This is a genomic window from Pseudoalteromonas sp. TB41, assembly GCF_000497975.1.
Classification (GTDB): Bacteria; Pseudomonadota; Gammaproteobacteria; order Enterobacterales; family Alteromonadaceae; genus Pseudoalteromonas; species Pseudoalteromonas tetraodonis.
The window spans coordinates 33966-55580 of sequence record NZ_AUTH01000052.1 but is presented as its reverse complement, the minus strand read 5'-3'; the positions used below and the strand labels follow the sequence as shown (position 1 = coordinate 55580).

The following is a 21615-nucleotide window of genomic DNA, read 5'->3' as shown; positions in this document are numbered from 1 at the left end:
AACTAATACAGTTAGACTTTGGTTAAATAGTAAAGTCGTCGCCTCGCCTTTTCATTTCGTTGATTACTAGCTCAATAATTTGTTGTTTTATTGCTGCCTGCTGTGACTTTACCTCACTAAGTTGCAGCTTCAATCTATTTATCTCTTCTTGTTGTTGCTCGGTTTTATACTTTTTAGCTCCCATATGCTCAGCATCCATAGCCAACTGATAGCCCTCTTGAGCTGGCCCATATTGGCTATTATCAATGGTTAAACTGCGTTGTACCGTACTCTGCTTAAGCTTATTTACTTGTTCTTGCAATGCAACCACTTGCTGGGTGAAATATTTATATGCCTTTTCTAAATTTTGATATTGCTCAGCAAATGTTGCGTTATCTTCGCTGTATTTTTGAACCTTAGCATCTAAAAACTCTGATAAAACATAGTCAGGTTCTTCCTCTGATTTATCATCAATGCGTTGCTGTTCTGATTCTATTAAAGGCTGGTTGTTGTAATTAGATGCTTGATATTGGATTGAGGCGGTTGAAATCTTCATTATTTTATCCCTAAAATGAATTTGTCACTATTTTAGGTATCGACTGATATTTTAAATTCTTGAGTAGGATTGGCTAATGAGAGCAAATAAAAAGCCCTACTTGATTAAAGTAAGGCTTAAAGTGTTTTTTTTCTTTAAAATTACGACTCAATAGCCAGTAATTCCACTTCAAAAATAAGCAATGATGCAGGAGGAATACTCCCTACTCGCTTTTCACCATAGGCGAGCTGATGCGGTATATAAAACTGAAATTTATCGCCTGGGCTCATCAGTTGCAGACCCTCAGTCCAGCCTTTTATAACTTGGTGCAAGCCAAAGCTAATCGGCGTTTTACGCTCCACTGAGCTGTCAAATACAGTGCCATCAATTAAAGTGCCATGATAATGCACTTTCACCATACTCGTTGGGATAGGTGTATTTTCGCTCTGTCCTTTATGGATTATTTTATATTGCAAGCCAGATGCGGTTTCTTGAACGCCTTCTACCTTTGCATTGGCAATTAAATAATCACTTTCAATTTGCGCGTTAGCGATTGCTTGCTGCTTGGCTTTTTTACTGTTTTTAAAAATCAAAACGCAAAAAATAGCGATAACAATCAGTAAAATAATATTGATCATAACTCCCCTTTTTCATCTTCTGAGTCGTCTTTGTCGTCGCTGTTATCGCCATTAACAATATCAGCAATGTCTTTTAATCGCGCTAATGCGATGCCATTCACTGAATCTTCTGGGTACTGCTCATCAATCATGTCACCCGCGTCAATGTCCATTAGTAAGTTTAGCGCTTGGTCAACTGTTTCAACGGCGAAAATATTAAATTTACCCAGTTCAACCGCATTCAGTATTTCATCATCAAGTACTAAGTTAACTTGGTTTGATTTTGGAATAATAACGCCTTGCTCACCCGTTAAGCCACGCATTTTACATAGTTTAAAGAAGCCTTCTATTTTTTCATTTACGCCACCGATTGCTTGCACATCACCATGCTGATTAATAGAGCCGGTTAGTGCAATAGATTGGCTTATTGGTAAACTGGTGATCGCCGATATTAGCGCACAAAGTTCAGCTAATGAGGCGCTATCACCATCTATGTAGCCATAGCTTTGTTCAATGGCAATATTCGCACTGAGTGTTAAGCTAAAGTGCTGCGCGTATTTGTTACCTAAATAACCGGTAAGCAACATCACCCCTTTTGAGTGAATTGCTTTACCCAGCTCTGCTTCGCGCTCCACATCAATAACGCCATCAGCACCCGCATAAACAGTGGCGGTAATGCGTGCAGGTGTACCAAACGAAGTATCACCAATGTGCAGTACTGTTAAACCATTTACTTTACCTACGGCTTGCCCGTCGGTTGCAATTAAGGTATGCCCTTCTTTTATATCGCTGAGCATATTTTCACTAATTTGCCCCGTACGGTATTGTTTGCCTTCAATCGCTTCGTCAATATGGCGAGCATCAATCACCGTCAGTTTGTCTTGCTTAGCGTAAAAACTGGCCTCAGCCACAAGCTCTAGTACATCAGCAAAACGGGCTGAGAGTTTATTATGGTGCTCAGCTTGGCGGTAACTAAACTTAAGCAATCGCACCATTGCTGATTCGTTTAACGTGCACTTTAATGTTTGCTCGCAGTAATCACTGACTTTAGTAATAAACTGATACTGCAGCTTATCGCTGCTTGGTAAGTAATAATCAAAATCGGCAAGTACTCTAAATAACTCGGCAAATTCTTCGTCGTATTCACCGATGGTGTAATAGAGTTCACGTGAGCCGAGTAAAATAATTTTCACATCAAGCGGTATTAACTGCGGGCGAAGCGTAAAGCTACTGCCAACGACACTGTCTTGATAAGGTAAGTCATTTTTTATTTGATGCGTTTTTAGCGACAACTTTAGCCCATCCCACACTTGGGGTTGAGCCATTACTTTTTCAGCATCCATAATTAAATAGCCGCCATTCGCGCGGTGCAATGCACCTGGTTGAATTGATCGATAGCTGGTAATTAACGACCCTTGCGATGTTGCGTATTCAATTTTGCCAAAAATATTACCAAAAGTGGGGTTCGGCTCGTAAACAACCGGTGCCGCATCGCCTTCTTTATATTCGACCAAAATATTAGGCGCAAAAAAGTCGGTAAGCATGCCTTTACGATCAAAGTCTTCTTTGTTTTCTTCGCTTTCACCTTCATCATCAAGCCATTCAAGGACGGCATCAATAATTTCTACACGTATATCTTTTAAATAACGCAGTACACCAATATGGCTGGCATATTTATGTTCTAAATCTTTTAATAACGGTTTAGTGGCTTGCTCAGCAGTAGACTTTTTAAGGTTGCGGAGCTTTTCTTTCGACTCGCGTTTCCAGCGCGGTAACTCAATAAGCGCCTCAATGAGGGCATCTTCTAATTTTTCTATACGCTCAAAAAACATCTCGCGTAAGTCATCTTCAAGATCAGAAAACTCATTATCGGTAAGTTGTTTACCATCAATCAGCGGTGCAAAGCCGACTACGCCTTTTTCTTCAATTAGTGCCACACTTTGTTCAAGTGCTGCTATTTCTACTGCGGTAATTGCGCCGTCGTAAGCATCGTTAAATTCACGGTCTATCGATTTTTTCTTACGCTGATAGGCTGGGTTATCAAATGCAGCAGGAAAAGTGTCGAGCACTTCATCAATAAATGAGTCAATATCATCGGCTAATTGCTTGCTTTGCCCTGCATGCATAAATAACGCAATAGGCTCACGGTGATCGTCGTAGTTATTAACATATAACCATTCATGCGGTGTAGTGCGCTCTTTAGCATGTTCTTTTAATTTGTCTTTTACTAAGGTAAAACGCCCGTGTGCCGCCTCTCCCATTACATAAACATTATAACCGGGTAGGTCCATTCCTAAAGAAAAGTCCAATGCACTTTGCGCACGTTGTTGGCCTATAAAGGTAAGTTGCTCAGGGTATGGATTACTCATGCAAGTGTTTACATGGCTCGATGAAATACTCGGTGCAAGATTTGATACGGGTAGTGGCAGCAATTTTTTCGTCATTCTAACTTCTTTTTTTACCAGCATATTCGCTAGGTTTTGGACGTATTGAGTGGCTATATAAGCCACTCAATATTCATATTTAAGGTTGTAAAGCCTGGCGGCTAAAATAGATGCCATCACACTGTGTACACGGAATAATTTGCGTTGCATGATAAACATCGTAACTATGGTTGCAATTCTTACATACTAATGTGCCCATGGCTATCCATTCACCTGCGTGATAAACACCATTATGCTTAAAATCTTCACTTAATGACTGCCATTCAAGTTGTGTTTTGTCTTCAATATGAGAAAGCTCAAACCACAATGACTCTTTAAGCTCCTGCCATGCAAGCGAATTATAGTAGTTGTTATTTTCTTGTAGATGAGAAATGTCACGCATTAGGTAATTACGATAAAGATAATATTTTTCTTCACCTAAATCTTTAAGTGCCTGCTCGGATTCAATAAATCGCTTTACTGCTGCTTTAACTTCATGCTCTTTTACATCTTTTAACCAATCGGTTAAATCGCTTAGCCATGCTCTGTAATCTGCCATTTTTTACTCCTTCAAAATTGTGAGGGGACTGATATTAATACGGCGCTATTAGCTGTTGATAAAAACAACACCATACAGGCTTTGTTTAGGGTCTGTTGACCTTTTAAGGTTAAATTTGCAGCAGCCTGTTTGGTATTTAGGCAAGGCAGAGCCTATGTGGTGTGGTTATTCCCCATAAATAGGCGATAACGCAGCATCAATGCCAAACAGGCGCTGCCCGAAGGGTTCTGCCTAGGGGTGATTTACTCTTTGTTGCTCGGTTTTTACTTAGCCCACTAGGTTACAAACCTCGCGTCGCGATTAAATCGCCCCTAGTTTGAACAAATTGTAATCCACAAAGATCAACAGACCCTAGCCTAAACCTCAAATACTTGCGTGTAAACTCAACTAAAAAGATTAACAAACGCTAAGTTAAAACTGACTCCTAACATAGATAAGTATAGGTTAACCTGCACTGAAAACTAATTTAGCGGCAAATTTGTAAAAAGCGCCGCTTTGGCGCTGTGAATAACGCTTTATTTGGGGTATCCTATCGACAATTTTTTATTAGTATGCAAGAAGTTTGGAAACGTAAATGCAAGAGCAATATAACCCACAAGACATAGAGTCAAAAGTCCAACGCTACTGGGAAGAAAACCAAGTATTTAAAGTCACAGAAGACGAGAGCAAAGAAAAGTACTACTGCCTCTCAATGTTTCCTTACCCAAGTGGTCGACTGCATATGGGTCATGTGCGTAACTACACCATTGGTGACGTGGTTTCTCGCTTTCAGCGCTTGCAAGGCAAAAACGTAATGCAACCTATGGGTTGGGATGCGTTTGGTTTACCTGCAGAAAACGCGGCTATTAAAAATAAAACAGCCCCTGCAAAATGGACTTACGAAAATATTGACTACATGCGTAACCAGCTTAAGCAATTAGGGTTTGGCTACGACTGGGATCGCGAAATTGCGACGTGCCACCCAGAATATTATAAATGGGAACAATGGTTCTTCACTAAGCTTTACGAAAAAGGCCTAGTGTACAAAAAAATGTCAACGGTTAACTGGGATCCTGTGGATCAAACAGTATTAGCTAACGAACAAGTAATTGATGGTCGTGGTTGGCGTTCAGGCGCAGTAGTAGAACAAAAAGAAATTCCACAGTGGTTTATTAAAATTACCGACTATGCTCAAGAGCTATTAGACGACTTAGACAAACTAGAAGATTGGCCTGAGCAAGTTAAAACTATGCAGCGCAACTGGATTGGTCGCTCTGAAGGGTTAGATATCGAGTTTACGCGTACCGACAATAACGAAAAGTTTAGTGTATACACCACTCGTCCAGATACGTTTATGGGCGTGACATACCTTGCCGTTGCCGGTGGCCACCCAATCGCGCAAGAAGCGGCTAAAAACAACGACGCGATTGCGATGTTTGTTGAAGAGTGTAAAAACACTAAAGTTGCCGAAGCGGATATGGCAACCATGGAGAAAAAAGGCATTGCAACGGGCTTTTACGCCACGCATCCATTAACGGGCGAGCAAGTGCCTATTTGGGTTGCAAACTTTGTATTGATGCATTACGGCTCAGGCGCGGTAATGGCAGTACCAGCGCACGACCAACGTGACTTTGAATTTGCCACCGCTTATGGCCTCGATATTAAACAAGTTATTGCCCCTGCTGAAGGTTCAGAGCTTGAAGTAAACCTAAGCAAAGAAGCATTCACCGAAAAAGGCGTACTGGTTAACTCAGGTGAATTTGATGGCCTTGATTTTGAAAACGCCTTTAACGCTGTTGCCGACAAATTAGAAGCATTAGGTGTAGGTGAGCGTAAAGTAAACTTCCGTCTTCGCGATTGGGGCGTAAGCCGCCAACGTTACTGGGGCTCTCCAATCCCAATGCTGAGCGATGAAAACGGGAACGAGCTTGCTGCCACTGAAGATATGCTCCCTGTGCGTTTACCAGAAGATGTGGTAATGAATGGTGTTACATCGCCAATTAAAGCCGATCCAAATTGGGCTAAAACAACTGTAAACGGTGTACCCGCTACTCACGAAACAGATACTTTTGACACCTTTATGGAATCATCGTGGTATTACGCTCGCTACTGTAGCCCACGCCATGACGAAGGCATGTTAGACCCTGCAGCAGCTAACTACTGGTTACCAGTAAACCAATACATTGGTGGTATTGAGCACGCTATATTGCACTTATTATATTCGCGCTTTTTCCACAAATTATTACGTGACTTTGGTTTAGTTAATTCAGATGAACCATTCGACCGCTTACTTTGTCAAGGTATGGTACTTGCTGAAACATTTTATCGTAAAGATGAAAAAGGTGGCGACATTTGGATTTCGCCAAGTGATGTAAACACCGAAACCGACGACAAAGGTCGCGTAACTAAAGCATGGCATAAAAAAGATGGTGAACCGGTGTTCTCATCTGGCATGAGCAAAATGTCTAAGTCGAAAAACAACGGTATAGACCCACAAGAAGTTATTGCCCAATACGGTGCAGATACAGTGCGTTTATTTATGATGTTTACAGCACCACCAGAGCAAACACTTGAATGGTCAGATTCAGGGGTTGAAGGCGCACATCGTTTCTTAAAACGTGTGTGGAAATATGCGGTAGATGTTAAAACAGTAGGTTACCAAGCACTTGATAAATCGGCGCTTACTAACCCGCAAAAAGTACTACGTCGTGAGCTACACAAAGCAATCGCAAAAGTGAGCGATGATGTAGAACGTCGTCAAACCTTTAACACCGCTATTGCCGCAATTATGGAGCTTTCTAACAAGCTATTAAAAGCGCCATTAAGTGACACACAAGATGTTGCCATTGCTAACGAGGCACTGGAAGCATTAATAATTATGCTGGCACCTATTACACCGCATTTATCGCATCAATTATGGCAAGACCTAGGTAAAGAAGGTGATATTTTAGATGCGGCATGGCCAAAAGTTGACGAATCTGCTCTTGTTGAAGATGAAAAACTAATCATCGTACAAGTAAACGGTAAGCTGCGTGCAAAACTAACAGTGGCTGCTGATGCTACGCAAGAGCAAGTAGAAGCTTTGGCATTTGCAGAGTCTAACGTGACTAAATTTACTGATGGTGCAACGATACGCAAAGTCATTTATGTACCAGGTAAATTACTTAACGTGGTAGCTAACTAATATGGCTGCTTTAAACGCCATTAAAAACGGACTAGCCTTAGTGCTAGTCTGTTTTTTGTTATCGAGCTGTGGCTTTCATCTTAAAAAAGCATCAAGCCTACCCGATGATTTAAAACAGCTAACTCTGGTGGGGGATGATCAAAAATCTGCTTTATTTAGCTATTTGCAAAGCGAACTGGCTATGAGCGATGTCACTTTAGTGCCTGCAAGTAAACAATCAGCGCAGCTTTATTTATTTAAAGAACAACTAGAGCGTCAAACCTTATCGTTGTTCCAAAATGGACAAGTAGCTGAGTACGAACTGGCATACAGCGTAAGTTATGTAGTAAAACGCCCGAAACAAAAAGCCATCGAAAAACGCTTTGAGTTATACCGTAACTACCAAGACGATCCAGATAACGCACTAGCAAAAGCAAAAGAGCTTGAGCTGCTAATTAGCGAAATTCGCCAACAAGCGAGTCGTCGTATTGTTAGAGAGTTGTCGCAGCTATAATGCGTTGTTATGCAAATCAGCTATCGAGTGAATTAAAAAAAGGCTTAAAACCTTTTTATTTGGTTTTTGGCGAAGAGCCTTTTCAAGAAGCGCAATGTGTACAGCTCATTCGCGACACGGCAAAGGCACAAGGATTTGATGAAGTAATTAAATTCACTTTAGCTCAGGGCTTTGATTGGCAAGAAATAATCGCGCAATACCAAAGTATGTCGTTGTTTAGCGCGCGCACTATTATTGAGCTTGATTTAAACCAGCAAAAACCGGGGACACCCGGCGCAAACACCTTTAAAAAAATAGTAGAGCTTGAAAACCCTGATACGATCTTAATCGTAAAAGGCGCTAAGGCCAGTCAAGATGTTCAGCGCGGCGCGTGGTTTAAAGCACTTGATAAGCATGGGTTATTTGTACCCTGTTACCCACTTAGCGGAAATCACTTAAAGCGTTGGCTTGATGAGCAGTGCCAACGTTTGTCACTAAATATTCAAAACGAGGCCAAACTCAGTTTAATTAATGCCACTGAAGGCAACTTACTTGCGTGTTACCAAGAGCTTGAAAAACTAGCATTAATACACGGTGACGCTCTGATAACGCAACAACTGGTGATGCAAGGACTACTAAACCAAGCTAAGTTTGATATTTTTGATTTAAGTGATGCGCTTTTAAACGGCCACACCGCTCAGGCTATAAAAGTACTTAACAAACTTGCCAGTGATAACACTGAGGTTGTGAGTATCTTATGGGCCATCAATAAAGACCTTAATACATTATTGAGTGTGCAGCAGGGATTATTGCAAGGTGAGTCATTAGCAACCTTATTTAAACAAAAAACGATTTGGAAAAATCAACAAGCGCCAGTACAAACAGCCATTAACAGGCTAAACATTCATACCCTAGAGAATATTAGCAGTGAACTGGCATTGTTTGATGCAAGTTACAAGCAAGGCGCATTGATTGCCCCTTACCAAGCATTGGCGCATATTTGCATTAAGTTCTGCCAACCGCTCGATATTCCACTTCCCTGCCATAGTAACCGTCAGTAAAGGGAAATACATGATTGCAATTTTTGGTGGTACTTTTGATCCCGTTCATTTGGGACACCTTAATATGGCGCAGCAATGCGTTGCGACCTTTAAATTACACTCACTCTATTTTATGCCCTGTGCAATACCCGCACACAAAGCGGCACCGGGGATCAGCACCGAGCATCGTATAGCAATGCTTAAAGCCGCAATTACACCTTATGCGCCGTTCAAACTTGATTTACGAGAACTGCAACGCAGCGGCCCGTCGTATTCTTTATTAAGTTTGCAAGAGCTAAGAGCAGAAAACCCCGATACCCCTATTTTATTTTTAATTGGCATGGACTCATTCAACAATTTCGATAAATGGTATCAATGGCAAACAATAACTCGCCTTTGTCATCTGGTGGTGTATCAACGCCCTGGCCAAATTTGTGATACACAGGGTGAACTTAAATGCTATCAACATAACGCTGTTACCACTGATATTGCCTTGCTGCAAAAAACAAATGCCGGACACCTTTACTTTTTAGAGGGGGAACAGCTGGATGCCGCATCCAGCGAGATCCGTCAAGCCCTTAAAAAAAGTACTAAAAAGAGTGAACTATTACCCGACGCCGTGAGTCACTATATTAAGCAGCACCAGCTTTATCAAGAGTGATTGGTATAAACCCCTCAGCGTGTTAAAATAACCGCTATTAAATTTTAAATTGAGACAAAACCTTGGATTCGAAACAACTACTCGCTTTTGCACTAGACAAAATTGACGATATGAAAGCACGTGATGTGATTCAACTTGACGTAACTGGCAGCTCAGACGTAACCGATTACATGATTGTATGTTCAGGCACATCAAGACGTCATGTATTGTCAATTGCTGATAACTTAGCAAAAGAAGCTCGCCACGCTGGTGAAGAGCCATTAGGGTATGAAGGCCAAAGCGATGGTGAATGGGCACTCGTTGATTTAGGTGATGTGATTGTTCACGTTATGCAAGATCAAGCACGTAGCTATTACGATCTAGAAAAGCTTTGGGGCTAATTGCTCCCTATTTTAGACAACGCTTGGAAGTAACGTCGTGAAAATACAAATGATTGCTGTTGGTACAAAAATGCCAGCATGGGTAGAGACAGGTTTTGCAGAGTATCAACGCCGCTTTCCCAAAGATATGGCATTGGAACTCATTGAGATCCCTGCTGGTAAACGTGGAAAAAATGCCGATATAAAGCGTATTTTGCACATTGAAGGTGAAAAAACCTTAGCCGCCATACCTAAAGGCAATCGTATTGTCACACTAGAAGTAACCGGTAAAGCACTGGATACTCATCAACTAGCGAAAAACATGGAAAAGTGGCAACTAGATGGTCGCGATGTCAGTTTATTAATTGGCGGACCTGAAGGCTTAGCCCCAGAGTGTATTGCTGCCTCTGAGCAAAAATGGTCGTTATCAAATTTAACGCTCCCACACCCTTTAGTACGCATTATTGTTGCTGAAAGCCTCTACAGAGGCTGGAGCTTAAATAACAACCATCCTTATCATCGCGAGTAGTTTCTTGCCATGCTAAAACGAAGACCCACCATTCGCGACCACTCAGCAGAAGCTAATTTATTTGCTCGGCGTGCATTCGTGGGTTTTATTTTTATATTAGTCCTTGTAGCAATATTGCTGTCTAACTTGTATAAAATTCAGGTAGATGATCATCAAGATTATCAAACTCGTTCTAATGATAACCGTATAAAAGTTATACCTATAGCCCCCAATCGCGGTTTAATTTACGACCGCAATGGTGTTTTACTGGCCGAAAATAAGCCCGTTTATAACCTTGAGGTGATCCCCGAAGAAGTTGATGATTTAACCGCCTCTTTGAAGTCTATCAGCAAAATCATTGAAATAACCGAGCAGCAACAAGCTGATTTTCTTGATGATATAAAACATACTCGACGTTTTAAAAGTCAAGTCCTCAAAGCCCGTTTAAATGAAAACGAAGTAGCGATGTTTTCAGTAAACCAACATAAGTTCCCAGGCTTTAGTATTGAGGCACGTCTAGCGAGATATTACCCCTTTGGCGATACTTTAACCCATGCATTAGGCTATGTCGCAAAGCTCAATAGAAAAGAGTTAAACAAGCTTGAACAACAAGATGAAGCCACAAACTACCGAGCCACGCATGATATTGGTAAGCTGGGTATCGAAAAATACTACGAGCCGTTATTACATGGTCAAGTTGGCTCACAACGAGTTGAAGTTAATAACCGCGGCCGAATTATCCGCACTTTAAGTATGGATCCACCGCAAGCGGGTGACGACTTAGTACTTACTCTCGACATTGGTTTACAACAAATAGCCCAACATGCACTTAAAGATATGCGCGGCGCTATTGTGGTAATGGATGCAAAAGATGGCGGCGTTTTAGCACTGTATTCAAACCCAAGTTATGATCCCAATTTATTTGTGCACGGTATTAGCAGTAAAGACTACAAAGCCTTACTCAACCCTGATCGTCCACTGATCAATCGCACGACTCAAGGTCGCTACGCACCAGCATCTACTGTTAAACCACACATGGCTATTTTGGCATTAGAAGAAAATATAGTGCAAGAAACCACCAGTATGTGGGATCCCGGCTTTTTTCAAATTCCCAACGTAGATCATAGATGGCGTGATTGGCGACGTTGGGGTCATGGCCATGTTGATGTTTATAAAGCAATAGAAGAGTCATGCGATACCTACTTTTATGACGCAGCCTATCGAATGGGGATCACAAAAATAAGTAATTTTATGGCTCGCTTTGGCTTTGGTGAATTATCCGGTATTGATATTCATGAAGAAACAACCGCTATTTTACCCTCAAAAGAGTGGAAAGAAGCCCGTTTTAAAGAGTCTTGGTGGCCTGGAGATACTATTTCTGTAGGAATTGGCCAAGGTTATTGGACTGCCACCCCCATTCAAATAGCGAATGCCACTAATATTTTAGTTAACAGAGGGATAAATCACCCTCCTCATTTAGTGCAAGTTGCTAAAAAAGAAGATCAAATTACTCAGCTCAATAATGAAGAAAAACCGCCGGTTGTACTCAATAACGAAGATAACTGGCGCATCGCGATTGATGCCATGCATAACACCGTTAAAAAAACTACCGGAACTGCCCATCGTGCATTTAAAGGGGCTACTTATGACCCTGCAGGTAAAACCGGTACTGCCCAAGTGGTGAGTATTGCTCAGGGCGAGCGTTACGACGCCGATGCACTCAAAGAGCGCCAACGCGACAACGCCATTTATATAGGTTTTGCCCCGTTTAATAACCCACAAATTGTTGTCTCTATTGTGGTAGAAAATACCGGTGGGGGAAGCTCAGTAGGTGCGCCCATTGCGCGCCAATTAATGGATTACTATTTTGCAGCTAACCCAATCCAACCTTCAGGGGACAAAGCACCATGACGGCTTTACATGATAAGCGCTCTATTTGGCTGCGACTGCATATTGATTTGCCACTTTTTATTGCGTTATTGCTGATGATGGCCGGTAGTATCACCATTGTATACAGCGCCTCAGGGCAAGACTCTGCCATGATGGTTCGCCATATTACGCGAATGGCTGGCGCCATTATAGGTATGTTTGTACTTGCTCAAATTCCACCAGCGACTTTAAAACGTTTAGTTATTCCCATGTATTGCCTAGGATTACTCATGCTGGTTGGGGTACTGCTATTTGGTGTAAGTTCTAAGGGAGCTCAACGCTGGTTAGATTTAGGCATTACTCGCTTTCAACCCTCAGAGCTAATGAAACTAGCGGTTCCGATGATGGTTGCTTGGTATATTGGCCGCCACCATTTGCCGCCGCGTCCGTTACATTTAGTCATTGGCTTTGCCATTGTTATGCTGCCTACCCTACTAATTAAAGAACAACCTGATTTGGGCACCTCAATTTTGATTGCCAGTTCCGGTGTATTTGTATTGTTTTTATCAGGCTTGAGCTGGCGTTTAATCGGCTTTTTAAGCTCGGTTGTTGCTTTGGCAGCATGGCCATTTTGGCACTACGGTATGCACGATTATCAAAAGCAAAGGGTACTGACCTTTTTAGACCCTGAGAGCGATCCGCTGGGTTCTGGCTATCATATTATTCAATCAAAAATTGCCATTGGTTCAGGCGGTATCGAAGGTAAAGGCTGGCTGCAAGGCACGCAATCGCAACTAGAATTTTTACCTGAGCGACATACTGACTTTATTTTTTCAGTACTGAGTGAAGAGTTTGGCTTATTTGGTGTGTGTGTTTTACTTAGTTTATATTTATTTATTATTGGCCGTGGGCTTTATATTGCGGTTAACGCACAAGATGCGTTTGGTAAACTATTAGCCGGCTCACTCACACTTACATTTTTTGTTTATATTTTTGTAAATATTGGCATGGTATCGGGTTTGCTGCCTGTTGTAGGTGTACCGTTACCATTAATTAGTTATGGCGGTACCTCAATGGTGACCCTGATGGCTGCATTTGGCATTATTATGTCGATTGCCACAGATAAAAGGATGCTCTTAAAATAATGCGCCTTTACAAACAACTTATAATTATTATTCTCGTTAGCCTCTTTTTAACTGCATGCAGCAGTTCAAATAGTCGTTACAGCATGCGCCATGATGCGGCGCCGCTTCGTGCACCGACCGAATTAGAAATGCAAGATGCCATTGTTACTCAAGTTATTAAAAGTGCGAGTACCACGCGCCCCTACGAAGTGCTTGGCAAACGTTATACCCCGATGCTCGATGAAACCGGCTATTCAGAAACGGGCATTGCTTCGTGGTATGGCCGTAAATTTCATGGGTATCACACCTCTAACGGCGAAATTTACGACATGTTCGCGATGACCGCAGCCCATAAAACGTTGCCTTTACCTAGTTTTGTGCGGGTAACAAATACGGCTAATGGCAAATCAATTATTGTTCGTGTTAATGACCGTGGCCCCTTTCATGATAATAGAATTATTGACCTTTCTTATGCCGCTGCATACAAACTTGGATACCATAAGTACGGTACAGCAGAGGTTAAGCTAGAAGCCATTACTCTAGCCGATACCCATGCACGAAAAACCTACGTTCAAGTTGCCGCGGGCAGTACCTTAGCCAACATAGAAGCGTTAGCAAGTACACTGCGAGAACAGTATAAGTTACCGACAAATATCGTTGAAAAAGACGCTATTTATAGATTGCACTTAGGGCCAATAAAAGATGCCCAACATGCGCAACAAGTACTAGAAACATTAAAACAAAATCAATTTCAAAACGCGTTCTTGCTTTACACTCAGTAAGCCCTTTAGAATGGGAATACGCATATTTTTAACTTTAACCATTAATGAGTATGATGAAATCTATTAAACATAAAATTCTTACTGGTGTTTGCGGCTTAGTCTGTTCTGCCGCCGTCTTTTCAGCCACCGCCCAAATTATTCCAGCGCCTCCTCAAGTTAATGCAAAAGGTTACTTTTTGGTGGACTTCACCACAGGTAAAGTCATTGCACAAGGCGAGGCTGATACCAAACTCGCACCGGCCAGCTTAACTAAAATGATGACCAGTTATGTAATTGGTACCGAAATTAATGCTGGTAATATTGCGCCTACCGATATGGTTACTGTTAGTGAAAAAGCGTGGGCAAAAAACTTCCCTGAATCATCAAAAATGTTTATTGAAGTCGGTAAACAAGTTAGTGTCGATGATCTTAACCATGGCATTATTATTCAATCAGGAAATGATGCATGTGTTGCTATGGCAGAGCATATTGCTGGTAGCGAAAGCGCGTTTGCAGATTTAATGAATGCTCACGCCGAAAAAATAGGCATGACTAATACGCATTTTGTTAATAGCCATGGCCTTGATACTGATGCGCATTATACAACGCCACGCGACATGGCAACATTAGGGGCTGCACTTATCAGAGATGTGCCTGATGAATACGCTCTATATAAACAAAAGTCTTTTACTTTTAATGGTATAAAGCAATATAACCGCAACTCGTTGTTATGGGATGAAAGCTTAGATGTAGATGGTATTAAAACAGGTCACACGTCTGAGGCGGGTTACAGCTTAGTCACCTCTGCAACAAAAAACGACATGCGTTTAATTGCCGTTGTAATGGGCACCTCAAGTGAGCGCGCGCGTAAAGTAGAAAGTAAAAAACTACTAAACTACGGTTTTCGCTTTTTTGAAACAATTACCCCGTATAAAGCCGGCGACAGCTTTGCTGAGCAACGTGTTTGGATGGGCAATAAAGAGAATGTTTCTTTAGGAATTTTAGAAGATACACCCATTACTATTCCTCGTGGTCAGCATAAAAACCTTAAAGCAAACTTTGAGCTAGACGATACCCTTGAGGCACCTTTAGCTAAAGGCACAAAAGTAGGTACTTTATTTTTACAGCTTGAAGGCGAAGATATTGCACAATATCCGCTAGTTACACTTGAAGAAATACAAGAAGGTAGCTTCTTTAGTAAAATATATGACTACTTACGCTTACAGATTATGTAATTGCGAGTAAAGTAATATGAACGCCTCCACTGTGAGGCGTTTTTTTTTGCTTGAAAAGTGCTAGAATGCGCCCCATATATACCAATCGTATTGAATGACTATCATTGGCTTGGGTCAACAATAGCATCATTTCAAGATTGCCATTAGCCTGTCAGTTTTAAGCTTCGCGTTTTAGCAAAGCCAACACTTTTTGTTTGAGGAGTTCCCGTCGTGGTTGAACCTGTTAAAGACACTAAATTTGATGAGTACTTAGAGTACCCTTGCCCATTTACATTTAAAATTATGGGTCTAGCTAATGTAAACTTAACTGATCAAATTTTAGCTAAATTACAACCTATTGCTCCAGGTGATTATGCGCCAAAAGTAAAACCAAGCAGTAAAGGTAATTACGAGTCTGTAACGCTAGTAGCTACTGTAACAAGCGGCAAACACATTGAAGAAATTTACAACGTGATCAGCAACATCGATGACGTACGCCATATGCTTTAATCCATAGTTGAGATTTGTTGTGAGCGAAAACACCCTAATCGTACGCCAACTGGGTCGTCAGCGTTACATGCCGATTTGGCAAAAAATGCAAGAGTTTACCGACACCCGTGATGAAAATACCCCAGATGAAATTTGGCTGGTAGAGCACGAAAGTGTATTTACCCAAGGCCAAGCCGGTAAAGATGAGCACTTGCTCGCCCCAGGTGACATTGAAGTGATTAAAGTGGATCGTGGCGGACAAGTAACTTACCACGGCCCAGGTCAGCAAATGATGTATGTATTATTTAACTTACGTCGTTTAAAGATTGGCGTACGAGAGCTAGTAACATGGCTTGAGGAATGTATTATTGAATCCCTTGCTGAGTACGGTATTGATGCATACGCAAAAGCCGATGCACCCGGTGTTTACGTGAACGACAGCAAAATTGCCTCTTTAGGCCTAAGAGTTCGTCGTGGCTGCTCATTTCATGGTTTAGCATTAAATGTTAACATGGACCTAAGTCCATTTTTACGCATTAACCCTTGTGGTTATGCGGGCATGAATATGGTGCAAACTAAAGAATTAAATGGCCCTCAAAACCTTGAAGCTGCAGGTCAAGGGCTGGTAAAACACATGATCAAAAAGCTTAATGCAACACAGGTTAAGCATACTGAAGGGTTTGAAAACGAATGAATAAACCAGTCAAAATGGAACCAGGTGTAAAACTACGCGACGCAGAAAAAATGGCGTTGATCCCCGTTAAAGTTTTACCAACTGAAAAAACCGAAATGCTCCGTAAGCCAGAGTGGCTTAAAATCCGCTTACCTAAGTCAACCGAGCGGATTGACGGCATAAAACAAGCAATGCGTAAGCATGGCCTTCACTCTGTATGTGAAGAAGCCTCGTGCCCCAACTTATCAGAATGTTTTAACCACGGTACGGCGACCTTTATGATTTTAGGGGCTATTTGTACACGTCGTTGCCCATTCTGTGATGTTGCACATGGCCGTCCATTAAAGCCCGATGCAGCAGAGCCTGAAAAGCTTGCACTGACCATTAAAGACATGAAGCTAAGCTACGTAGTGATCACTTCGGTAGACCGTGATGATTTACGTGACGGTGGCGCTCAGCACTTTGCCGATTGTATCCGTGAAATTCGCAAGCACAATCCAGAAATCACCATTGAGATATTAGTCCCTGATTTTCGTGGTCGTATGGACAGAGCGTTGGAAATATTAATTGAAACGCCGCCAGATGTATTTAACCACAACCTAGAAACAGCACCACGTTTGTACAAATTGGCGCGTCCAGGTGCTGATTACAAGTGGTCACTTGAATTATTACGCCGCTTTAAAGAAGCACACCCTGAGGTTAAAACTAAATCGGGGTTAATGGTTGGCCTTGGTGAAGAAATTAGCGAAATTGAAGAAGTACTGCGTGATTTACGTGAGCATAACGTTGATATGCTAACCGTAGGCCAATACCTACAACCCTCTAAGCATCACTTACCAGTAAAACGCTACGTGCCGCCTGCTGAGTTTGATGCACTAAAAGAGTATGCTGATGAAATTGGCTTTACACACGCGGCTTCTGGCCCGTTTGTACGCTCAAGCTATCACGCAGATCAACAAGCAGCGGGTAAAGAAGTAAAATAAGCCTGCTGATTAACAAAAAGCTGCCAACGAGCAGCTTTTTTTGTTTATGGGTGTTATTTTCAGCAAATGTAAAATAAAGTTAGGCTAAAGCGGGGTTACTTGAGATAATTACCGCTGATACCCTTAATTAGGTTCATTATGAAACTATTAGTTCGCAACTTATCTCGTGCTACCACTGAGCATGAGCTTCGTACTTTATTTACAGCGCACGGTAAAGTGACCACCTGTAACTTAGTACTCGATAAAGAAACTGGCCAATCAAAAGGTTTTGCTTTTGTAGAAATGCCAAACGACATTGAAGTTAAAGGCGCTATTAAAGCCCTTAATCAAACAACCGTTGATAAAAGCAAAATCCGCGTAAAACTAGCCGATGCTTAATAACGATTGAGGGGTTGGAAGTTTATACGTATTTTCAGCGTTTAACCTCGCTTTATATTGCTCAAAGCTTAGCTTTAACACTTTGAGCAATATAACCAATTGGGCTTATATCTGAGTTAACATCGCCTTTAATACCTGCTGCTTACTTACTATATCCCTGTACAACGCAAATTGATTTTTTGCGCGATCTAAATTGTGTCTCTCATATTTAACACTAAAGTAATTATCGCCGTCTATATAGTCGGTTAAAAAGCGTAAGCCAATCATAAAAGGCATTACTTTAGCACCTAACCAAAAGCTTTGTTTTTCTGCGGCCGTTAATACTGACTTTAATGGTTCAACGTAACCTTTAACAATTGCTGCAAAAATGTCTTCACGAACACCTACTTTTTCAAGCGCTGTTGAATCTTCTTGCTCTGCAGAGCAGAATGTTCTGACCATATCGCCAAAGTCATTAAGCCAATAACCTGGCATACAGGTGTCTAAATCAATCACCGCTTTTGCATCATTTGAATCTGAACAAAATAGCATGTTGTTTATTTTAGTATCGTTATGACACACGCGAATAGGGACTTTTCCAGCTAATGCATTGAGCTCATCAATGAGTGAGAACTGCGACAAGCAAAAATCAACCTCCTCCTGACAATGAGCTACACGTTTATGAGGATCGGCGTTAATAACTTGCTTAAAAACCTCTGCACGCATGGCTAAGTTATGAAAGTTAGGGATAACTGCATGTAATTTGTTAGCGTCAAAATCCTCTAATGCTGCAGCAAATTGGCCAAATGCATTAGCCGCGGTTTGCGCTTGGCTAACAGTATTAACCACATCTTCGCTGTAACTGCCACCAATAAACTCAAGGGCTCGCCAAGTATCGTTATTATTATTTACTAAATAGTCATGCTGAGTTGTTGCTACATGCCGCACAATTGCTAAGTTGAACTCACCGACTTGCTGCTTTTTGCTTAAGTGTTGTTCTATTAATCTTGCATTATCAACAAGTAACTGTGGTTTTGGGAATACCACCGTATTGAGCTTTTGTACAACCAATGACCGCTTAGGTGTGCTCAATAACATGGTAGTATTGATATGCCCACTACCAATGGGTTTTATACTCGCATGCTTATCGTCAAGGCCAAAACTCTCAGATAAGTAAACTTCTATAGGAATTGAATTCATTTTCTACTTCACTCTTTTCGCCCAAGGCGACAATAATTTATATCAATTGCATTAAATTAGTGAACGATTACAGCGACAAGGAAATAACGCGATAGCAAGGCGAAAATTATGATACATAGTTGTTCTATATAAATAATTTTTAACGCAGGAAGCGGGTTATTTAATACGCTAGATTGATCATATTTTTAATAAAATTGGTATTAACACCTTTACGCTTGACGCAATGCGCACAAAGTAGCCGCAATGCTTGTCAGTTCTGATTTATAGGTAACACCAAACCAAGGCTCTTTTGCAGTGTATACAAATACAGGCTGTGCTTTTACATTAATCGCTTGCTGGATTTGATCAGGTAAGTAATACTCTTGCTGAGTATTAGCGTTATATTGCTGTAAAAACGTCTCAAAACCTTGTTGCAAATAATCAAAAAAGCACGGCGTGATCCCCCAAAAACTCATAGATCCTAGCGCATCTCGGCTAATTTTTTCACGCAAGCCCTGCGGATTATTTCCAACAATATGTGCAGATTCTTTTTGAATATTTAAATATTCCGTCACTGCAACAAGCTTTCCATCAGCAATGCTACATACCCCGCGATTAACCCCACCGTGCTCAGAGAGGGTATTGATAATCGGGTACCCCACCATTGCCCATTCGGGGCTATTTTTAAAATGCTCACTAAGCAATAAAAATGAAGACGCACCATAATAGTCATCTGCGGTAATAACAATTGCAGGGTTGTTAATATATGCTTTGGCACACAGTAACGCATGCCCTGTGCCCCATGGTTTTATACGTTGCTGTGATAGTGCTTTGTATGCATCAGGAACAAGCGCGTTATGTTGCTCTACTAATACCACGTCAAGGGCTTTAGGTAAGCGAGGTAAAATAGTGTGTTCTATCTCACTGCGAACGGCTTGATTGATGATCAGTACAACCTGTGTCACACCGGCGCGATACGCATCAGTAATGCTTAACTCCATAATCGTGCAATTTAGCCCAGGGATTGCTGCTATTTGTTTATTGCCACCAAAGCGACTACCTAAGCCACCCGCAAGCACAACCAAACTCAGTTTATGTTTTTTCATTTAGAGTCTGCGCATTTATGAGGGTAATTTACCAAGCCAAGCTTGCAACCAAGGCTCAGTTACCGGCCATGGCTCAAAGTCTTCACAGGCATCGATTTCTAGTCGGTTACCAACAGGTTTAGCTTGTAAATCACGTAGTAGCTCATCAAAGCTGCGCCCTGCCCCACAAAACGTATCACCGTAACTTCTATCACCCATGGCAACAATACCAAAAGGCTTGTCTGTTAGCATTGGAAAAGTACTATTTAATTGATGATAAAGATCCGCTAAATTATCAGGAATATCGCCTTGCCCAGTGGTCGAGGTAACAATTAAAATATGCGAAGCATTTTTTATATCATCTAAAGTAGGCTGCTCGAAGACACTAACCTGATGACCAGCTTGCTCTAGCGTGTCGCTAACTTGCTCACTTAATCGCTCTGCACCGCCATACACGCTGCCAACAAAAATACTAATATGTGCCATTTAATAATCCTCTTCTTGTTCTGGCCACCCCAGCTGTTTGCAAATGTTTAACATTGCATCACCCAGCGGCGCTTTAATTGTTATGGGTTCATTATTATAAGGGTGCACAAAGCTAAGCTCTGATGCAAACAACATTAGACGGCGAAGCGAAAAATGCTCCCTAAAAAACTGATTATGCTGGTTATCGCCATGATTTACATCACCAATAATAGGTAAAGACAAGTGCTTTAAATGCCGGCGTATTTGATGTTTGCGACCCGTTTTAGGAAAACACTCTACCAAAGAATAACGAACCGTTGGGTATTTTCCTATTGGGATAGGCAGCGCAGCTTGATGCAAACAATTAAATTGGGTTTGTGCTTCTTGCGCGGCTTTGTCTTGATCAGCAAACTTATCGGCTATTTTGTCGAGTTCTTCTTTTAACGGTTTATCTAAAAAAACAGATTCAGGCGCAAACCCGCGTACCAACGCTAAATAACGTTTTGTTATTGTGCCCTCAATAAATAATTGATTCATATCACGCGCCGCCTCTGAGCTTAATGCAAACAGTAATACACCCGAAGTAGGCCTATCAAGACGGTGAACAGGAAACACATGTTGCCCTATTTGATCGCGCAGCATTTGCATTGCAAATTGGGTTTCATGTTTATCTAAAAATGAGCGATGAACAAGTAGCCCAGAGGGTTTATCTATTGCTACATAATTTTCATCTTGATAAAGAATCGACAGTTCGCCGTATTCAATAGGCTCTGGGCGCTCACTCATTAGGCTCTCCTAAATATGAATCTAATTGGGTCAGTAAAGCGATAATGTCTTCGCTGCCTGATTTATCAGTGAGTGTCATTTGCGCCATCGGGGCGACTGCAAAATTGCGCGGTAACGGCTGCTTGTTGTCAATTAGCCGCTGTAACTTTTCAATAAATACAAACTGCAACCATTGTTCAAATGCCAGTGTATCGTGACAAAACGGTACGCTAGAATCTAATAAATCGGGATTCAGTGGCTCAACCTGCCACAGTTGATGCTTTTTAAGTAGCGCCGCTAATTGCTGTAAATATATGTGGGTTTGCTGGTACATA

23 protein-coding genes are annotated in these 21615 nt (G+C 41.5%); 14 read left to right on the top strand and 9 right to left on the bottom strand.

What is annotated here, in order from left to right; translation table 11 throughout:
• Positions 1–22 precede the first annotated feature (22 nt).
• The 4 genes from L641_RS0107725 to L641_RS0107710 form a co-directional block, all read right to left on the bottom strand.
• Positions 23–535 carry a hypothetical protein gene (locus L641_RS0107725; RefSeq protein ID WP_024601595.1) on the bottom strand — a complete coding sequence of 171 codons (513 nt, stop codon included), beginning with the start codon at positions 533–535 and terminating at the stop codon, positions 23–25.
• Positions 536–675: 140 nt separating this feature from the next.
• The gene (locus L641_RS0107720) at positions 676–1152 is read right to left on the bottom strand and encodes an FKBP-type peptidyl-prolyl cis-trans isomerase (protein ID WP_024601594.1); all 477 of its coding nucleotides are present in this window, start codon (positions 1150–1152) and stop codon (positions 676–678) included.
• Positions 1149–3575, bottom strand: a complete 2427-nt coding sequence (locus L641_RS0107715; protein ID WP_024601593.1) for an AAA family ATPase — start codon at positions 3573–3575, stop codon at positions 1149–1151. Before L641_RS0107715 ends, L641_RS0107720 begins: the two co-directional genes overlap by 4 nt.
• A 79-nt stretch (positions 3576–3654) precedes the next feature.
• Positions 3655–4113: a hypothetical protein gene (locus L641_RS0107710; protein WP_016898941.1), complete on the bottom strand. Its 459-nt coding sequence runs from the start codon at positions 4111–4113 to the stop codon at positions 3655–3657.
• Positions 4114–4687: 574 nt separating this feature from the next.
• Between L641_RS0107710 and leuS the strand changes: the two genes are divergently transcribed.
• The 14 genes from leuS to L641_RS0107640 all read left to right on the top strand — a co-directional run bounded on the left by leuS (position 4688) and on the right by L641_RS0107640 (position 17807).
• Positions 4688–7276: a leucine--tRNA ligase gene (gene leuS / locus L641_RS0107705; protein ID WP_024601592.1), complete on the top strand. Its 2589-nt coding sequence runs from the start codon at positions 4688–4690 to the stop codon at positions 7274–7276.
• Position 7277: 1 nt separating this feature from the next.
• Positions 7278–7769 carry an LPS assembly lipoprotein LptE gene (gene lptE, locus L641_RS0107700; protein ID WP_016898943.1) on the top strand — a complete coding sequence of 164 codons (492 nt, stop codon included), beginning with the start codon at positions 7278–7280 and terminating at the stop codon, positions 7767–7769.
• Positions 7769–8809 carry a DNA polymerase III subunit delta gene (holA, locus tag L641_RS0107695; RefSeq protein WP_024601591.1) on the top strand — a complete coding sequence of 347 codons (1041 nt, stop codon included), beginning with the start codon at positions 7769–7771 and terminating at the stop codon, positions 8807–8809. The genes lptE and holA overlap by 1 nt, the downstream gene beginning before the upstream one ends.
• Positions 8810–8819: 10 nt before the next feature.
• On the top strand, positions 8820–9449 hold the full coding sequence (gene nadD, locus L641_RS0107690) for a nicotinate-nucleotide adenylyltransferase (RefSeq protein WP_013465347.1): 630 nt from the start codon (positions 8820–8822) through the stop codon (positions 9447–9449).
• 62 nt (positions 9450–9511) lie between these two features.
• On the top strand, positions 9512–9829 hold the full coding sequence (gene rsfS, locus L641_RS0107685; RefSeq protein WP_013465348.1) for a ribosome silencing factor: 318 nt from the start codon (positions 9512–9514) through the stop codon (positions 9827–9829).
• Between the two features lie 37 nt (positions 9830–9866).
• The gene (gene rlmH, locus L641_RS0107680) at positions 9867–10337 is read left to right on the top strand and encodes a 23S rRNA (pseudouridine(1915)-N(3))-methyltransferase RlmH (RefSeq protein ID WP_002958522.1); all 471 of its coding nucleotides are present in this window, start codon (positions 9867–9869) and stop codon (positions 10335–10337) included.
• 9 nt (positions 10338–10346) lie between these two features.
• Positions 10347–12227 (top strand): penicillin-binding protein 2, encoded by a 1881-nt coding sequence (gene mrdA, locus L641_RS0107675; RefSeq protein WP_024601590.1) that lies wholly within the window; start codon positions 10347–10349, stop codon positions 12225–12227.
• Positions 12224–13330, top strand: coding sequence for a rod shape-determining protein RodA (rodA, locus tag L641_RS0107670; RefSeq protein WP_013465351.1), 1107 nt, complete (start codon positions 12224–12226; stop codon positions 13328–13330). Before mrdA ends, rodA begins: the two co-directional genes overlap by 4 nt.
• A complete protein-coding gene (locus tag L641_RS0107665; RefSeq protein WP_024601589.1) occupies positions 13330–14091 on the top strand; it encodes a septal ring lytic transglycosylase RlpA family protein in 762 nt (253 codons plus the stop codon). The genes rodA and L641_RS0107665 overlap by 1 nt, the downstream gene beginning before the upstream one ends.
• A 53-nt stretch (positions 14092–14144) precedes the next feature.
• Positions 14145–15305 carry a serine hydrolase gene (locus tag L641_RS0107660; RefSeq protein ID WP_024601588.1) on the top strand — a complete coding sequence of 387 codons (1161 nt, stop codon included), beginning with the start codon at positions 14145–14147 and terminating at the stop codon, positions 15303–15305.
• Between the two features lie 210 nt (positions 15306–15515).
• Positions 15516–15794 carry a DUF493 family protein YbeD gene (gene ybeD, locus L641_RS0107655; RefSeq protein ID WP_016898950.1) on the top strand — a complete coding sequence of 93 codons (279 nt, stop codon included), beginning with the start codon at positions 15516–15518 and terminating at the stop codon, positions 15792–15794.
• A 19-nt stretch (positions 15795–15813) separates the two neighbouring features.
• Positions 15814–16467, top strand: a complete 654-nt coding sequence (lipB, locus tag L641_RS0107650) for a lipoyl(octanoyl) transferase LipB (RefSeq protein ID WP_013465356.1) — start codon at positions 15814–15816, stop codon at positions 16465–16467.
• The gene (lipA, locus tag L641_RS0107645) at positions 16464–17429 is read left to right on the top strand and encodes a lipoyl synthase (protein ID WP_013465357.1); all 966 of its coding nucleotides are present in this window, start codon (positions 16464–16466) and stop codon (positions 17427–17429) included. Before lipB ends, lipA begins: the two co-directional genes overlap by 4 nt.
• A gap of 138 nt (positions 17430–17567) precedes the next feature.
• On the top strand, positions 17568–17807 hold the full coding sequence (locus L641_RS0107640) for a hypothetical protein (protein WP_008109433.1): 240 nt from the start codon (positions 17568–17570) through the stop codon (positions 17805–17807).
• A 105-nt stretch (positions 17808–17912) separates the two neighbouring features.
• Here L641_RS0107640 and L641_RS0107635 read toward each other — a convergent pair whose 3' ends face one another.
• The 5 genes from L641_RS0107635 to L641_RS0107615 all read right to left on the bottom strand — a co-directional run bounded on the left by L641_RS0107635 (position 17913) and on the right by L641_RS0107615 (position 21614).
• Positions 17913–18986, bottom strand: coding sequence for an aminoglycoside phosphotransferase family protein (locus L641_RS0107635; protein WP_013465359.1), 1074 nt, complete (start codon positions 18984–18986; stop codon positions 17913–17915).
• Between the two features lie 209 nt (positions 18987–19195).
• Positions 19196–20071, bottom strand: coding sequence for an NTP transferase domain-containing protein (locus tag L641_RS0107630; RefSeq protein WP_013465360.1), 876 nt, complete (start codon positions 20069–20071; stop codon positions 19196–19198).
• A gap of 15 nt (positions 20072–20086) precedes the next feature.
• Entirely contained in the window at positions 20087–20536 is a 450-nt protein-coding gene (locus L641_RS0107625) for a flavodoxin (RefSeq protein WP_013465361.1), read from the bottom strand.
• Positions 20537–21301 (bottom strand): tRNA pseudouridine(65) synthase TruC, encoded by a 765-nt coding sequence (gene truC / locus L641_RS0107620; protein WP_013465362.1) that lies wholly within the window; start codon positions 21299–21301, stop codon positions 20537–20539.
• A complete protein-coding gene (locus tag L641_RS0107615) occupies positions 21294–21614 on the bottom strand; it encodes a YqcC family protein (protein ID WP_013465363.1) in 321 nt (106 codons plus the stop codon). Before L641_RS0107615 ends, truC begins: the two co-directional genes overlap by 8 nt.
• Position 21615 lies beyond the last annotated feature (1 nt).

Excerpts from the sequence above, each read along its gene's own strand:
- L641_RS0107725 (WP_024601595.1), bottom strand. The coding sequence starts at position 535 with ATGAAGATTTCAACCGCCTCAATCCAATATCAAGCATCTAATTACAAC.
- L641_RS0107720 (WP_024601594.1), bottom strand. The coding sequence starts at position 1,152 with ATGATCAATATTATTTTACTGATTGTTATCGCTATTTTTTGCGTTTTG.
- L641_RS0107715 (WP_024601593.1), bottom strand. The coding sequence starts at position 3,575 with ATGACGAAAAAATTGCTGCCACTACCCGTATCAAATCTTGCACCGAGT.
- L641_RS0107710 (WP_016898941.1), bottom strand. The coding sequence starts at position 4,113 with ATGGCAGATTACAGAGCATGGCTAAGCGATTTAACCGATTGGTTAAAA.
- leuS (WP_024601592.1), top strand. The coding sequence starts at position 4,688 with ATGCAAGAGCAATATAACCCACAAGACATAGAGTCAAAAGTCCAACGC.
- lptE (WP_016898943.1), top strand. The coding sequence starts at position 7,278 with ATGGCTGCTTTAAACGCCATTAAAAACGGACTAGCCTTAGTGCTAGTC.
- holA (WP_024601591.1), top strand. The coding sequence starts at position 7,769 with ATGCGTTGTTATGCAAATCAGCTATCGAGTGAATTAAAAAAAGGCTTA.
- nadD (WP_013465347.1), top strand. The coding sequence starts at position 8,820 with ATGATTGCAATTTTTGGTGGTACTTTTGATCCCGTTCATTTGGGACAC.
- mrdA (WP_024601590.1), top strand. The coding sequence starts at position 10,347 with ATGCTAAAACGAAGACCCACCATTCGCGACCACTCAGCAGAAGCTAAT.
- rodA (WP_013465351.1), top strand. The coding sequence starts at position 12,224 with ATGACGGCTTTACATGATAAGCGCTCTATTTGGCTGCGACTGCATATT.
- L641_RS0107665 (WP_024601589.1), top strand. The coding sequence starts at position 13,330 with ATGCGCCTTTACAAACAACTTATAATTATTATTCTCGTTAGCCTCTTT.
- L641_RS0107660 (WP_024601588.1), top strand. The coding sequence starts at position 14,145 with ATGAAATCTATTAAACATAAAATTCTTACTGGTGTTTGCGGCTTAGTC.
- lipA (WP_013465357.1), top strand. The coding sequence starts at position 16,464 with ATGAATAAACCAGTCAAAATGGAACCAGGTGTAAAACTACGCGACGCA.
- L641_RS0107640 (WP_008109433.1), top strand. The coding sequence starts at position 17,568 with ATGAAACTATTAGTTCGCAACTTATCTCGTGCTACCACTGAGCATGAG.
- L641_RS0107635 (WP_013465359.1), bottom strand. The coding sequence starts at position 18,986 with ATGAATTCAATTCCTATAGAAGTTTACTTATCTGAGAGTTTTGGCCTT.
- L641_RS0107630 (WP_013465360.1), bottom strand. The coding sequence starts at position 20,071 with ATGAAAAAACATAAACTGAGTTTGGTTGTGCTTGCGGGTGGCTTAGGT.
- L641_RS0107625 (WP_013465361.1), bottom strand. The coding sequence starts at position 20,536 with ATGGCACATATTAGTATTTTTGTTGGCAGCGTGTATGGCGGTGCAGAG.
- truC (WP_013465362.1), bottom strand. The coding sequence starts at position 21,301 with ATGAGTGAGCGCCCAGAGCCTATTGAATACGGCGAACTGTCGATTCTT.
- L641_RS0107615 (WP_013465363.1), bottom strand. The coding sequence starts at position 21,614 with ATGTACCAGCAAACCCACATATATTTACAGCAATTAGCGGCGCTACTT.